Origin of the sequence: Paraglaciecola psychrophila 170 (assembly GCF_000347635.1) — a bacterium.
Taxonomy (GTDB): Bacteria; Pseudomonadota; Gammaproteobacteria; order Enterobacterales; family Alteromonadaceae; genus Paraglaciecola; species Paraglaciecola psychrophila.
Genome location: NC_020514.1, coordinates 1,835,509 through 1,851,175 on the forward strand (window position 1 = coordinate 1,835,509; position 15,667 = coordinate 1,851,175).

The following is a 15,667-nucleotide window of genomic DNA, read 5'->3' on the forward strand; positions in this document are numbered from 1 at the left end:
TAAGCCTCATCCTCATTAAATAGGCATCCTGCAGTTAACTTTTTAACAATTGCCCTAAACTCATTTTTTCCTCTAACCACAGCGTAAAATCCGTCATGCTCTTGATATGTATGGCACCGTAAACGTCTCTATTAATGATAGGGCTGCCAGTGCGAATTATATCCACGCCTTCCACGCACCGCGGCCACCACGGGTTACGTAAAAGCGACCCAGCAACTAACTACAAAGGAAACTACGGCAATATTTTTGTATTGTTTGGCACGGCTAAAATTACTCGCTAGTACTCACAGAGTTATGGCGTGGAGGGTATGCAAAGAGCAGAGTGGGCCGAACAATTATTTTGGCCCCTAGTAAAAAATAAAAAGCCGATTTTTGCTTAGAAAAATGCAAGTGTTGAGCGTTAGCACCCTAAAGTTAAGACACTATACAAAGTGTGAGTGATTGCGAGCTTGAATGAACATTTGAAACTGCATTTACAGAACATAAAGATGAGTCAAAAAGCCATGCAACCTGAGCCGTATTGGATTTCAAAAGAGGTATAAGTGACAGTGATGTGGGTGTTATCTCCAATTAACAAACGGGAAACCGATAGCGACGAGTTCCAAAATTGGCTCTCTAGTTAATGGTTAGCAACTAGGTAAAGTATGGTCTGAGCCCGACGTCAGATTATTAGGGCTTCAGCCATTTTTTTAAAATGTCTAATAGCGCTTCTTCCATTATTGGCTTGCTAAGAAAATCGTCCATACCTGCTTGCTCGCATTTTTTTCGGTTTTCTTGGTATGCATTTGCAGTTAGCGCAACAATAGGGGCGCGCGCTTCACCTGATTGCATATCTCGAATGGTTCTTGACGCCTCATAACCGTCCATTATTGGCATTTCGCAATCCATGAGTATCATATCGAAGGTATGTTTCTGAAATTGCTCTAATGCTTGTTGTCCATTTTCAGCAGTAGCTACGGTGAGCCCGAAACCTTCAAGCATGAATTGGGCAATAATTCGATTTATATCGCTATCGTCTACTACCAGAATGTAGCCTGATAATTTAGCTTCAGGTATTGTAGCTTTGTCTTCATTAACATCAACAACAGATACTTCTTCGTGGTTGTCTTCATCACGCTTTAGGTTCAATGAAACTACAAAAGTGGATCCAATCTGTAGCTCGCTTTGTGCGCTTATATTGCCGCCCATCAGTTCGATAATTTGTTTGCTGATAGCCAAGCCTAACCCTGTGCCACCATATTTTCGTGTTGTCGATTCGTCAGCTTGTTTAAATGAATCAAACAGCGTTTCTAAAACATCGGGTGAAATACCAATACCACTGTCCTTGACTCTTATTTCTATCCCAGTGTGTGTTGGCGTTAAAGTAGTGCCGGTAATTTGAATGGTAACTGCGCCCTGATCAGTAAACTTAATGGCATTATGGGTTAGGTTAAGTAGCACCTGATTAAGGCGGATAGCATCACCAATAAAATATTTGGCTAAATTCGCATCATACTCTAGAGATAGTTCTATCGACTTTTGGCTGGCCTGTGCCCGATAGAGTAATAAGGCACCTTCGGTTAAAGTTTCTAGGTTAAACGATCTTTTTTCTAGGGTCATTTTGCCGGCTTCGACTTTAGATAAATCCAGAATGTCATTGATAATATTCAATAGTAACGCACCGGAGTCATCGACTATTTTCAGGTAACCTTTCTGAAGTTGTGTAAGCTTTGTTTTCGCCAATAGTTGCACAACACCGATTATACCATTCAAAGGTGTACGTATTTCATGGCTCATTTTTGCCAAAAATTGCGACTTGGCAAGGGTTGCGTTTTCAGCTCGATTAACCGAAGCTAATAAGCGTTCTGACTCGTTAAATGCATTGGTGTATCTCATCATGAGAATAAAAGACTGAGAACAAATGAAAACAATATATCCAAGGTCTGAACTAAAGAAAAAATAATAATCGAGTAGACCTTGTTGATAAGTTACGTCGCTAATTATCGACAGAAGAAGAAAAACTCCGCCTATCAAAAGTGTTTTAGCCCCTGGTATTTTTCTTAAAACAGCTATGATGAGAATGTAAGTTGTGTATATACCAAAGATGAGAGTAAGAATTCGAAATGTAGGGATATATTGGGTAAACATATTGACGGGGAAAACAACAACGGTGACAGAGAACAAAATACATATAGCAATGAAGCTATCGAAAAGTTTTTTAGAATATAATTGAGGGAATAGCAGATGGATGAATGTTGCAAAAAATAGAACCCCCAGATAAAAGCTCAGATAATCCAATTGGATCAATAAGCTCCAGCCTATGTTTGGGAAAATAGCAGATAGATAAAGTTCGCTAGTTAAAAGTGAGCGAAATGCCATCAGTAGGCAAAAGATTGAGAACATGAGTGATGATTTTTCTTTCCTGCGATATAAATAAAGACTTAAATAATATATGCCCATAATAAAAATAGCGCCGCATAAAAACAGGTCAACGGAAAGGTGACTCTCTCTTAACTTTGTTACCTGTGGCTCTAATCCTATTTCAATAGGATACCAAGCCCCCCCTATTGTATGGTAAAAATTAGCGACCTGTAACACAACGTCCATTGTATCAACTACAGGGGTGTAGCTGGCAATAAGAGGTAAGTATTGAGGCTTCATAGTTTCGCGCGTTGTTGCCACTATGCCATTGGTTGCAATCAGTTCCCCGTTGACAAATAAATTGTAAGAGGTGCCCATCCAGCTGGTTCTGAACATCAGTTTGTTGTGGAGTTCGTTTATGATGATTCGTAGATGGTAGGTGGCATAACCATCACCGCTGAGTTCTTCATCATTAACTTTGTACCCGTTCCATGAACTCGGTAATGTCACAAAGTCTTGTTGTTTGGTGGTATTTGATAAGGGCAGTTCGTGCGGTGCCAATAACTGCTTCCAATGAAAGTCCCATTCACCGTTAAGTTTAACAACACCGTCTTCTTCAAAACTCCAATGAGAAAGGTCGAGCACGCCATGATGAGCAATGGGGGGAGATTTAAGCTGAAATGAATCGCTGCAAGATGTTAAAAAAAAACACACAAATACAAAAAATAGACATTTATGGAGCAGGTAGGGACGTAAATGTTTTTTTATCAAGAAAATAGTATTTCGCACACTGATAAATACTCTATTCAAAAATTAACTTTACGGACTGTAGAGTATATTGTCACGGCTTTAAAATGTTTGAATTCTTATTTGATGCTAATAACCGTGCATTTCTATTTATTTTGCTTTAAATCTCTGGCCTCGTATGGCTGCAGTTGATGGCCGCCACTGGCGCCAAACGATTTTAATGCCCGCGTAAGCAGGTGAATTTAATTGGCAGAAATATGTACCTACGTAAATCATCACCAGCTGTTTTTTTGTGTTTAAAGCTTTTTTTGCAGTACTTTAATTCACTGGACTATCTTTTGCGATCGCACGTTTTTTTAATGATGCCTAATGATAAAAATACGGTGGATGAAATTAAAAATACGCCTGATCCAAACAAATCTTGTTCAATAATATTGTAGGTTAATCCTAAAAACATAATAAAAGATGCACCTAAATAATACCTAGGTTTAGATGATGAATCGTTTTTCATTAACGCTTTCCTTAAATTGAAATTGAATGTTTGATGGTAACACTAACAGCTCAAATATGAGGCGCGCTGTGTTTGCGTGTTCCCATTATGATTTATTACTTTGCTAGATACAAAAACTTAAAAATATCATCGCAGGCACAAGGTTATTTCCCATTTTATTGCTGCCATTGACTATAGTTGCTGTGACTACTTTGCCGGCTAGGACAACTTGTAGCATTGTGTTCAACGTTGGTATCAGTCATTTTTTTAATGACTGATTCTGTGGCGAACTCTCTAAATGAAGTGTTCAAGTCATGTAAACCTTGGCTAATTCGAATCGTAATTTTGAATTTATTTACCATGAAAGTACAACCATGAAAGTTCTCCAAGGATTGTACCCAATTTAGATACATCCTTATCATCAGATTATTTGAGGGTGAACACTATGCCAATAAAAAAGGAGCTGTTCGGCTAGTCCTTGATGTTGCTACTTTCGCAGGTGGACCTTGGGCAACAACAAGTCCGCCTTCATCACCAGCACCAGGGCCGATGTCAATAACCCAGTCGCTACTGCTGGCAACTTGCATATCGTGTTCGACCATGATGACGGTGTTGCCTGCATCAATTAGTCCATTCAATTGTGACATCAACATTGACACGTCTGCTGGGTGTAAACCGTTGGTTGGTTCATCGAGAACGTAAAGGGTATCGCCGCGTTGTGTCCGCTGAAGTTCGGTTGCGAGTTTGATGCGTTGTGCTTCGCCGCCCGACAATTCAGTTGCTGGTTGTCCGAGTCGCAGATAGCCGAGTCCAACTTGCAGTAACGCGTCTAATGCTCGTAATATTGGAGGTTCATTTTTAAAGAAGTCGTGTGCGGATTCTACGGTTAAGTTGAGCACTTCAGCGATATTTTTATCCCTGAAGGTGATTTCAAGCGTCTTGTCGTTGTAACGCTGACCTCGACACACCGGACAAGGTGAATAAACGCTGGGAAGAAACAGTAACTCTACACTAACAAAACCGACTCCTTCGCAATTCGAGCAGCGGCCCTTTACAACGTTAAATGAAAAACGTCCAACATCGTAACGCCGTGCTTTGGACTGGCGAGTCGAGGCGAACAATTTACGCACATGATCAAACAAACTTGTGTAGGTGGCAAGATTTGAGCGAGGAGTGCGACCAATCGCCTTCTGATCAACTGTGACCAGTCTTCGCAGGTGCTGCATCCCGTCAACAATCAGGCCAACCGTAGATGTCTCTAGCTCCCGTTCCAATAACTCGACCTCACCATTGGGATCCTCGACAGTCTTTTTCTGTCCCAGTGCATCGTAAACGAGTTCTACAAGTGCCTGACTCACAAGGCTCGATTTGCCCGAACCTGACACACCAGTGACAGTCGTCATTACGCCCAGTGGAAATTCAACATTGAGCCCTCGAAGATTATTTCGTTCTATCCCCGCTAACTTCAGCCAACCGGACGGCTGTCGCTGCTCAGGTTTCACTGCAGCATCAGCTGTAAAAAGAAATCGACGGGTGTGTGATTGAGTCACTTTGCGCAAGCCGTCTATCGGACCGCTGTATATCACTTCACCACCGTGGGTTCCTGCGTCTGGTCCTACGTCTACAATCCAGTCAGCATGTCGAATAACGCTAACATCATGCTCAACTACAAATAAGGAATTGCCAGCTAATATGAGTTCATCCAGCGCGCCCAGTAATGCTTGTGTGTCGGCGGGGTGCAAACCTGCTGACGGTTCGTCGAGAACATAGACCACACCGAACAGTTGCGAGCGGATTTGTGTTGCTAGACGCAAACGTTGTAGTTCACCTGGCGACAAAGTGGGCGTGCTGCGTTCCAGTGACAGATAGCCCAATCCAAGTTTAGTGAGTGCTTCGACACGGGCAAGAATATCGCGAGCAATCCGTTGCGCGACGATGGCTTTTTCTGGGTGCAGGTCGCTATCTGTTGGATTTATATTGGTAGCATCGCCCAATAATCGAGCGAGTTCGGTTAGTGTCAATTGCGATAGCTCACCAATATCGAGTCCAGCAAACTTCACCGCAAGCGATGCTTGTTTCAGTTTCTTGCCATTGCAGTCCGAGCACTTGGAAATCTGCATAAACTGGGAAACGCGCTTTTTGGTCCTCGGGCTTTGTGTTGTGGTAAATGATTGCAGGATGAAACGTCTGGCGCTCGAAAACGTACCCATATAATGAGGTGCTTCACCTCTTTCGATTGCCTCGCTAATTTGTGCAAAATTGTATTCTGGGTAAACTGCTACAACAGGTGTCTCGTCGGTAAACAAGATCCAATCCCGGGTTTTTTTCGGCAGCATCTTCCAAGGTTTGTCAATATCGTAACCAAGTGAAACAAGTATGCGGCTAAGATTTTGACCTTGCCATGCGGGTGGCCATGCCGCGATGGCTCGCTCTCGGATTGTTTTTGTATCATCTGGAACCAGCAATTTTTCAGTCACTTCAAACACCCGGCCAATACCATGGCATCGAGGACACGCACCTTGTGGTGTATTGGCAGAGAATGCATCAGCGTAGAGTATGTCCTGACCGCGGGGATATTTCCCAGCACGAGAATAGAGCATGCGTAAGGCATTGGAAATCGTCGTGACACTCCCAACAGAAGAACGTACCGATGGTGTGCCTCGTTGTTGTTGAAGGGCGACTGCTGGTGGTAGGCCCTCTATTGCGTCAACGTCTGGCTCATCAACTTGATCAATCAATCGACGGGCATAAGGCGATACTGAATCCAGATAGCGACGTTGTGATTCGGCAAACAACGTGCCAAAGGCAAGCGACGACTTTCCAGAACCAGATATACCAGTAAAAACTACAAGTGCATTGCGAGGTAAGTCGACGTCAATATTTTTCAAGTTATGAACCCGTGCCCCCCGCACTTGGATACAGTGATCAGGATCAAAGGGGACATTCTTAAAGTTCTTTTGAACGCTTGCTGAATTCTTTTTTTCTATGCTCATAAAACTACTGTTCCTACTGTGTCGTGACTTCCCATTTCTTTATCACTTTGGCGAGGTCCGTTGAATTCTGGACTGCTGCTAAACGTTTATCAAGCCTCTCATAATATATCATGCTGGGTTTTCACAACAATCACTCCTAGCAGCGTATCAAACGTGGTCTATGGAAAAACACATGAAACAACAGAGCTAAGTAGAATAAAAACAGCTGAAATACATTGGGCTTATTTGTAACCATCATCATTGCCTGTGAGCGATGCTTTATAGACATCAATAACGCGTAAACAAGTCTCAACCCAATACAAAACTGCCTTCGGGTCACTCGAAGGCATGCATGTTGTTATTTGTTAAAGTGCTCTGCATGAAAGCGCAGGTGATCTTCAATAAAGCTGCTAATAAAGTAATAGCTATGGTCATAACCATCGTGAAGAGTCAAATCCAGTGGGTAGCCACTGACTTGGGCCGCCGCCGATAACATCTCAGGCTTTAGCTGCTCTATCATAAAATCATCAGAGGCACCTTGGTCAACTTTAGCCGGAACAAACTGCGTCGCCTGTTGCATGAGTGCACTCGCATCATAATTGCGCCAACTTGCTTTATCTTTACCCAAGTAAGCTGAAAAGGTTCTTTGACCCCATGGGCAGTTCATCGGGTTGCTAATGGGACTAAATGCTGAAACCGAGCTGTAGCGCTGTGGGTTTAGCATTGCTATCGTCAGCGCTCCGTGGCCTCCCATCGAATGTCCTGCAATCGCCCGTTTAGCCGACACCGGAAATGTTGATTCAATTAGTTTAGGTAGCTCTTGAACTACATAGTCGTACATCTGGTAGTGACGGTTCCAAGGTGCTTGAGTAGCGTTAACATAAAAGCTCGCACCTTGTCCCAAATCATAGCCTTCGTCATCTGCCACCTCTGCCCCACGGGGACTGGTGTCGGGTGCTACAATGGCTATACCTAATTCTGCAGCTATGCGCAGTGCTCCCGATTTTTGCATGAAGTTTTCATCGGTACAGGTTAAGCCAGAAAGCCAATACAGTACCGGTATTTTGTTCCCGTTCGATGCTTGTGGTGGCAGGTAGATAGCAAATTGCATCTTGCAGTTTAATGTTGTGGAATGATGGCTGTATTGCTTATGCCAACCGCCAAAACTTTTATTTATGGTTAGATTTTCAATTGTCATTCTGAGACCTCAGTATTCTGCCCCTCTTTCCTTGCGGGAAAGGGGCAGCGGTATACGACTTAAGATGGATTGGAATCACTTATCAAAATGAATGACAGTACGGATACTTTCGCCCTTATGCATCAATTCAAATGCGTCGTTGATGTGGTCAAGGCCCATTGTGTGAGTAATGAAGTCACTTAATTTGAACTCACCTTGTAAGTAACGCTCAACGTAATCTGGCAGTTCAGAACGACCTTTAACGCCCCCAAATGCAGAGCCACGCCATACACGACCTGTCACTAATTGAAATGGACGAGTGGATATTTCTTGTCCGGCACCCGCAACGCCAATGATAACTGATTCGCCCCAGCCTTTATGACAACACTCTAAGGCAGAACGCATTAGGTTCACATTACCAATACACTCAAACGAGTAATCAACACCGCCATCCGTCATATCAACAATGACATCTTGGATTGGTTTGTCGTAATCTTTCGGATTAATAAAGTCCGTAGCACCTAATTTTTTTGCCAACTCGAATTTACTTTCGTTAATATCGATAGCAATAATTCGACTGGCTTTAGCCATCGTTGCACCAATCACAGCCGAAAGCCCAATACCGCCTAGACCAAAGATAGCAACCGTGGCACCTTCTTCTACTTTTGCTGTATTCATTACCGCTCCTATACCGGTGGTAACACCGCATCCCAGCAGGCAAACCTCTTCAAGTGGGGCTTCTTTATTCACTTTTGCTAATGAAATTTCGGGTAAAACCGTATACTCAGAGAAAGTTGAACAGCCCATATAGTGAAAAATTGGCTGGCCGTCTTTATAAAAGCGGGTTGTGCCGTCTGGCATTAATCCCTTGCCTTGGGTTTCACGAATTTTCTGGCAAAGATTGGTTTTTCCCGATAAACAGAATTTACATTCGCCACATTCAGGTGTGTATAAAGGGATAACATGATCGCCAACTTGCACACTGGTCACGCCTTCTCCGATTTGCTCCACTATACCGCCACCTTCGTGGCCTAAAATAACCGGGAATATACCTTCGGGATCATCCCCCGATAAAGTAAAGGCATCGGTATGACATACCCCAGAGGCTACAACCTTTACGAGCACTTCACCACGACGAGGCAACATGACATCGACTTCTTCGATAGATAAAGGCTGATTTGGTCCCCAAGCAATGGCGGCTTTTGATTTGATAAATTTATCTGACATTTTATTTCTCACTTTTAGTTAATAATAATTTTAGCGAATGAGACGTTTGCTACATTGATTATATTTTTGACTATGAAACTAGTGACTGTGTCCGTTTGAAAGGTTGATCATGGCGATCCCAATAGCTACCAGCCCCATGCCAATCCATGTCGTTAACTCAAGATGTTGCCGGTAGATAACCGTAGACAACAACGTCACTGTGATGATGGCTAGCCCTGCCCACAACGCATGCACGATGCCAATGGGCATGCCCTTCATTGCTTGCCCTAAAAACATAAACGCGGCTAAGTGTCCTAACAACACAAAAGCACTGGGAAGTGGCTTAGTGAAACCCTCTGTTTCTTTTAATGCCACATGAGACATGGCTTCGGCTGCAACACCTAAAATCAAAAATAACCAACTCATGTTTACTACCTTTAATCTATTCACGCTGTTTTCATTTATTCACAGCATGTTCGTTTCAATGACAGTCATTATATTTGTTTCTCTTACAATGATAATATGCGTTTTTGGTAAATGACTATTACGTGTGGGTAATAAAGATGAGGTGGGAAGGTATTAGCGAGTTTGTTTACGTGGCAGAAAATGAAAGTTTCACCAAAGCCTCAAAGAAAATGGCCATTTCAACAGCGCAGGTGAGCCGTCAAATCAGTGCCTTAGAAAAACGGCTTAATATCAAATTGTTTTATCGCACGACACGTAAAGTCTCGTTAACAGAAGAGGGGCGAGTGTATTATCAGCATTGCCGTAGCGTTCTCGACGGACTTGATGCGGCCGAGCGAGCTATCACTAACTTGCAATCAAAGCCTCAAGGTAAGATCAAACTGACAGCACCGGTAACTTTTGGGGAGCAACAGATATTACCGCTGATAAATGATTTTATGCTGCAACATAACGATGTTGAAGTTGCTGCTTTTTTAAGTAATCAGCAAGTTGGTTTAGTTGAAGAAGGTTATGATTTAGCGATTCGGCTTGGAAAATTAAATGATTCAACGATGATGGCAAAAAAGCTAGGTAAGCGCACAAACTATGTATGTGCATCCCCAGCTTACCTGAACAAGTATGGCATACCGCATTCTTTCTCCGAACTGAATAGCCATAGTTGCCTGATGGGCACTCTTGATTATTGGCGTTTTAGGGATGCGGGTAAAGAAAAAAATATCCGCGTGACAGGCAGGTTACGTTACAACAGTGGGTATGGTCTGGTAGATGCGGCGTTGAAAAACTTAGGGATAGTGCAATTGCCTGATTACTACGTTCAAGAACACTTACAAAGTGGCGACTTGATTTCCTTACTAGACAATTACCGTGAACCAGACGAAGGCATATGGGCGGTCTATCCACAAAATCGTCACTTATCTCCAAAAATAAGATTCTTAGTGGACTATTTAGCAGCCCGTTTGGTTTAAGGTTTAAGACGGTTTGGTTATAAGGTTTTCACTCAATTTTGCTATGTCAATTGTTACTGTGTGGTAAATATTGGTTTATATTTAATGGGATTATCTTTATATGAAAACTATATAAGGTGCATCCATCGAAACGAACTGCTTTAAATTTGCGGCAAATCGATAAAAGATACATTGATTCATAATTGACGGAGCACATATAATAAGCATATTCACACATTAACTGTTGGCACTAAAGACTTTAACAAGGCTCACACTTTCTACGACAACGTTTTAAGTACAATTGGCCTTAAAAGCGTCACTGATTTAGACGAAAACGGTTCAATTTGGGGCATTGACGCCCCTCATTCTTTGTTCTGAAGCCACTAATTGGTCAAACAGCTACAGTTGGTAACCGTGTAATGGTTAGCTTTGAAGATCTTGCTGCTGTTGATGAATTACATGTTGGCGGACGCTTGGCAACTGAGCATCTGCTCAAACAACTCAACTTTACTAAATCCAGTGACTTGCTAGACGTTGGTTGCGGGTTAGGAGGAGCTACACGCAATGTGGCATCTATACCCAAAGCCATTGAGGTTGCAGTTAGGCGGCAAAGGAACTCAGCCCCATGAGCTTAGGAGTACTAAGTGATTGGGGCGAGTGAGAGCAGTCAACAACACTGCAGCTTCAAGGGTGACGGGTATAAACACCAACACCATGTCGCAGGTATTGACTTAACCGCTGAATATATAGAAACCGGTAATGCTTTATGTCAGTGGTTAAAGCTTGGTAGTGAAGTGTGCCTTGTGCAAGGCAATGCATTGTCTATGCCTTATCAAGATAATTCATTTGATGGTGGTTACATGCTTCATGTGGGCATGAATATTGATGATAAAGTATCGTTATTTTCCGAGATATGCAGAGTATTAAAACCTGGGGCCGTTTTGGGTATTTATGACATTATGCGTCAAAAAGATGGAGAGTTAACGTATCCCGTTCCATGGGCGGCAGATAGCATTACCAGTAAATTATCGACTCCTTATCACTATATACAAGCTTTACAGCAGGCCGGTTTTGAGGTTTTCCAAGAAAACAATCGCCGTCACTTTGCACTGGACTTCTTTAAGCAATTACGCGTAAAAGCAGAGGCTAAAGAAGGGCTTCCACCACTAGGGCTGCATATCTTAATGTAGGAAAATACCGCTATAAAACTTCAGAATATGGTCAAAAATATAAAAGCAGACCTTATTGCGCCTGTTGAAATCATCGCTAAAAAATTGTAAAAGATATAATCAGCTTTCAGCCTGAAGGTTTAGGCTTGATCGCTAAGGAGCCGTTTTATGAACGATGAAGAGTTAAGCCCTTATCGGGTGAACACAAATCAGGGATGTTATCAGGTGCTAGACGCCAGTGAGCAAACCGTGCTGGAAACCCCGAATGCCGTAACGGCTGAACATTATGTGGATTTACTCAATAAGGCTTTTAAATCGGGGTTTAAAAAAGGGTTTCGCAAAGCACGTGTTGGCCAATAACTACCTAGTTTATTCATCAATACCTTGGCTGCAGTTGCCCAAGATAATCGGCATACTCAAATCAACAAGCTCGATACCCGCTGAATGTTGAATAGAGGCGGTGCATCGTTTATTGTTTGTACAATTAAAATATTTATTAGAAGCCCTTTATGCGCCTGATTGTTTTATGTATTGCTTGTATCATTCTTTCTATTGGTAGCGTGTCTGCTGTGTCAAACCGTGTCGACAATTTCCGTTTGCTTGATCAACAGCATTCTTCGCATGAGCTTTATTATCATAAGGACGCGAAAGCGGTGGTGCTGATGGTGACGATGAACGGTTGTCCTATTGTACGTAATCTGTTGCCAGACCTGCGAGATATTCGGGCAAAGTTCGGTGATAACGTCGAGTTCATGCTGATCAATTCAAGCTTGCAGGATACGTACAAGAGTATTCGTCATGAAGTAGCTGAATTTGGTATCGATTTTCCCGTTTTGGTTGACGATACGCAGTTGATTGGAGAGGCGCTTGAGTTTGACCGAAGCGGTGAAGTGTTGGTCATTGATACCAGCGACTGGCGCGTGGTTTACCGCGGGCCTGTGAACGATCGAGTGGGTTACGAAACACAACGTAACGATGCCAAACAGAACTATCTGGTTGATGCCCTTGCGGCGGTTATTGCTGGGCAACCGGTGGCTAAGCCAAAACGTCAGGCGTTTGGCTGCATCATTAATTTCCCAGAGCGTGAACAACAGCTTGCACATGCTCAAATCAGTTATGGAGACACCATTGCGCCTATCTTAGAAAAACGCTGCGTTGCATGTCACCTGCCAAACGGCATTGGACCCTGGGCAATGACGAGCTATGAAATGATTAGAGGTTTTTCGCCAATGATACGTGAAGTGGTCCGCACACGTCGCATGCCTCCCTGGGAAGTGGATACAAGTTTGGCAGACATTCACGCTGCGCGGGGCCTGACTGTGGAGGAGCGAAAAACACTGGTACATTGGATTGAAGCCGGCTCGCCTCGAGGGGATGGAGATGATCCGCTGTTGGCTGTGAAGCCGCTTGAGAAAAGCTGGCCCTTGGGGGAGCCAGATCTAGTGGTAACGGCGCCCGCGTTTACAGTGCCTGCAACAGGTATTATCGAGTATCAATATCCAGCTATTACCAACCCACTCGATCATGATGTGTGGGTGCGGGCTGTCAGCATTCAGCCGGGCGAAACAAAAGCGGTTCACCACGTACTCATTGGCACCAGTGAGCAAGACATTCCACTTGGCGAACAGCGTTTGGATGCGGTATTTAAAAACTACCTGATGGGTTATGCGCCAGGTGCTGAGTCGTATGTCTATCCAGAAGGTACTGGGGTGCTAGTTAAGGCAGGCGGTCAAATCCACCTGCAAGTACATTATACGGCCTTCGGACGCGAGGCGACCGACGAATCCAAAATCGCCTTGTACTTCCACGATGCGGCGCCTACTTTCAGCCTTCGTCAGCAAGTGGTGATTGGGTATGATTTACGGATCCCGCCTGGAGAGTCACGCCATGAGGAGCGTGCGTATTTCGAGTTTGAGCAACCGGCTATTATTTATAGTTTGTTTCCACACGCGCACTTTCGTGGAGTAGAAACACGATTTGACGTGCACCTGCCCGACGGCACGATTGAGCCATTGCTGCATGTGCCGCGTTATGATTTCAACTGGCAACACACCTACTCACTGGCACAGCCGTTAAAAGTGCCGGCAGGTGCCAGACTAGTGCACAGTAGTGTGTATGACAACAGTGCTGCAAACCTTGCGAACCCTGACGCGACGCGCCAAGTGCCCTGGGGGCTGCAATCTCATGACGAAATGCTGTACGGCGGATTCTTTTTCCGCTGGGAAAACGGCACCTCAGAAAAGCCTGTGCACGATAGCCTTCACTTCCAGATTGCACAGTTTTTTGGTGCCTTGGATGATGACTTTAGCGGTACATTGACTCCAAATGAAATGCCTAGATGGCTTCGCAGACCATTTAAAACTGGTAAGTTGGAGGCATTCGATGTGAATAAAGATGATGCCTTGAGCCCCCCGGAATATCGAGCCTTTACTGAGTATCGCAGGGCACAAATTACTAAGCGTCGAGCCTCTGGAGCACCATCAGCGACAAGCGCTGAATAAGCGATTTGATGGATTATGCAGCTTAAGGTTTCTTGATACTTCTGAGACGGATTTACAACACAACATTTGTTTGAGGTGATATCCGCTATTTTATTACGGGTATTACACGTTGGCCGTCATTTACAAAAAAGTACTGGGAAGCCGAAAAACGGAATGAGAGTAAACAAATATTTAAGGAATATAATTATGAAACTCACCCAAAGATTTTTAAGTGGAATATCTTTAGCCAGAAGGTCAAGCAACCGACTATGAATATGCGAGATGAAGATGCAAATATGAAATTATTACAATAAATTAAGACCGACAAATTTAACCCCGGTTATAACTTACCTTCGCTGCCTGCAATACCAAAACGAAATAGCAAAACAGATTGGCAACATACTCAATATTATTAGTCAGAAAAAAAGATACACTACCTACAGCCAATTTAGACGACAAACGATTTATGTATAGGTAGGTACCCATGAAACCATTTATTTTTTCGACCACCAAATCCATTATTAGTGAAATAGGCGCGATTCAACGTATTGCCGACATTTGTTCGACACTTGATATTTCGAAGCCCTTGATAATTACTGATCAAGGCATTGTGGATGTTGGTTTAATGCAACCATTAGATACTGCGTTTAAAAATGCTGGTAAAGAATATTTTTGCTTTGATCAAGTGGTGGCTGATCCGCCTGAACATATCGTTTTGTCTGCGGTGACTTATGCAAAGGAGCTGGGAGTTGACGGCGTCATTGGATTTGGCGGTGGCAGCTCATTGGATACGGCAAAATTAGTGGCTCTGCTGGCCAACTCAGATGAACAGCTGGCTGATATTTATGGTGTCGATGCAATTCGAGGAAAACGCTTACCGCTTATACTGATACCTACAACAGCTGGAACGGGCTCTGAAGTGACGCCTATCGCGATTGTAACTACGGGTGAAACCACTAAAGCGGGGGTTGTTTCAGCTATACTTTTACCAGACATTGCCTTGCTAGATGCTAGTTTAACCTTGGGTTTGCCGTCTCATGTCACCGCAGCAACTGGAATTGATGCAATGGTGCATGCCATTGAAGCCTATACCAGCGCCATAAAGAAAAACCCATACTCTGATCTGTTGGCTAAACAAGCGCTGACGTTGTTATCAAGTAATATTGTTGAAGCAACGCTCAATGGGAGCAACGTTGAAGCGCGTCAAGCCATGTTGTTTGGGGCATGTTTAGCAGGGCAAGCCTTTGCCAATTCGCCTGTTGCAGCCGTTCATGCTTTGGCTTATCCATTGGGAGGGCACTTTCACATCCCACACGGATTAAGTAATGCACTTGTGCTGGTTCAGGTGATGAATTTCAACCTCAGCCATTGTGCTGACTTATATGCTGAACTTGCGCCAAGTATCAGCGACACCATTAGCCTCGATGGCAGCAACCAACAGATTGCCAAGGCACTGATTGATTTTATCACGAGTTTGATAAAACAACTTAAATTGCCAGTGAGTTTAGCTGCAATGGGCGTTGGCGAGACTGATATTAATACTTTAGCTAATGACGCGATGTTACAAACACGTTTGCTGGTAAATAATCCAAAACCAGTGACTTTAGATGACGTCAAACAAATCTATCGTCAAGCACATCAAGGAACGGATTAAATGAGTACTGAGTCTAAAACCGA

12 protein-coding genes are annotated in these 15,667 nt (G+C 43.5%); 6 read left to right on the top strand and 6 right to left on the bottom strand.

Going from position 1 to position 15,667, the window contains the following annotated elements:
• Positions 1-669: 669 nt before the first annotated feature.
• From C427_RS07915 to C427_RS07945, 6 genes are all read right to left on the bottom strand, one after another.
• Positions 670-3,150, bottom strand: coding sequence for an ATP-binding protein (locus C427_RS07915; protein WP_007636138.1), 2,481 nt, complete (start codon positions 3,148-3,150; stop codon positions 670-672).
• 268 nt (positions 3,151-3,418) lie between these two features.
• The gene (locus C427_RS07920) at positions 3,419-3,598 is read right to left on the bottom strand and encodes a hypothetical protein (RefSeq protein WP_015430653.1); all 180 of its coding nucleotides are present in this window, start codon (positions 3,596-3,598) and stop codon (positions 3,419-3,421) included.
• Between the two features lie 422 nt (positions 3,599-4,020).
• Positions 4,021-6,570 carry an excinuclease ABC subunit UvrA gene (locus C427_RS07930; RefSeq protein ID WP_007636142.1) on the bottom strand — a complete coding sequence of 850 codons (2,550 nt, stop codon included), beginning with the start codon at positions 6,568-6,570 and terminating at the stop codon, positions 4,021-4,023.
• A gap of 337 nt (positions 6,571-6,907) precedes the next feature.
• Positions 6,908-7,747, bottom strand: a complete 840-nt coding sequence (gene fghA, locus C427_RS07935) for an S-formylglutathione hydrolase (protein WP_007636143.1) — start codon at positions 7,745-7,747, stop codon at positions 6,908-6,910.
• Positions 7,748-7,822: 75 nt separating this feature from the next.
• On the bottom strand, positions 7,823-8,953 hold the full coding sequence (locus tag C427_RS07940) for an S-(hydroxymethyl)glutathione dehydrogenase/class III alcohol dehydrogenase (RefSeq protein WP_007636144.1): 1,131 nt from the start codon (positions 8,951-8,953) through the stop codon (positions 7,823-7,825).
• Between the two features lie 78 nt (positions 8,954-9,031).
• Positions 9,032-9,358 (bottom strand): DMT family transporter, encoded by a 327-nt coding sequence (locus C427_RS07945; protein ID WP_007636145.1) that lies wholly within the window; start codon positions 9,356-9,358, stop codon positions 9,032-9,034.
• Positions 9,359-9,495: 137 nt separating this feature from the next.
• On the opposite strand from C427_RS07945, the gene C427_RS07950 reads away from it, so the two are divergent.
• From C427_RS07950 to C427_RS07975, 6 genes are all read left to right on the top strand, one after another.
• Entirely contained in the window at positions 9,496-10,362 is an 867-nt protein-coding gene (locus tag C427_RS07950) for a LysR substrate-binding domain-containing protein (RefSeq protein ID WP_007636146.1), read from the top strand.
• A 398-nt stretch (positions 10,363-10,760) separates the two neighbouring features.
• A complete protein-coding gene (locus C427_RS07955) occupies positions 10,761-10,970 on the top strand; it encodes a hypothetical protein (protein ID WP_015430655.1) in 210 nt (69 codons plus the stop codon).
• Positions 10,971-10,985: 15 nt separating this feature from the next.
• Positions 10,986-11,531 (top strand): class I SAM-dependent methyltransferase, encoded by a 546-nt coding sequence (locus C427_RS07960; RefSeq protein WP_015430656.1) that lies wholly within the window; start codon positions 10,986-10,988, stop codon positions 11,529-11,531.
• 147 nt (positions 11,532-11,678) lie between these two features.
• Entirely contained in the window at positions 11,679-11,870 is a 192-nt protein-coding gene (locus C427_RS07965; RefSeq protein ID WP_007636147.1) for a hypothetical protein, read from the top strand.
• 149 nt (positions 11,871-12,019) lie between these two features.
• Positions 12,020-14,011 carry a redoxin family protein gene (locus C427_RS07970; protein ID WP_007636156.1) on the top strand — a complete coding sequence of 664 codons (1,992 nt, stop codon included), beginning with the start codon at positions 12,020-12,022 and terminating at the stop codon, positions 14,009-14,011.
• Positions 14,012-14,474: 463 nt separating this feature from the next.
• Entirely contained in the window at positions 14,475-15,644 is a 1,170-nt protein-coding gene (locus C427_RS07975) for an iron-containing alcohol dehydrogenase (RefSeq protein ID WP_007636158.1), read from the top strand.
• The last annotated feature ends 23 nt before the right edge of the window (positions 15,645-15,667 follow it).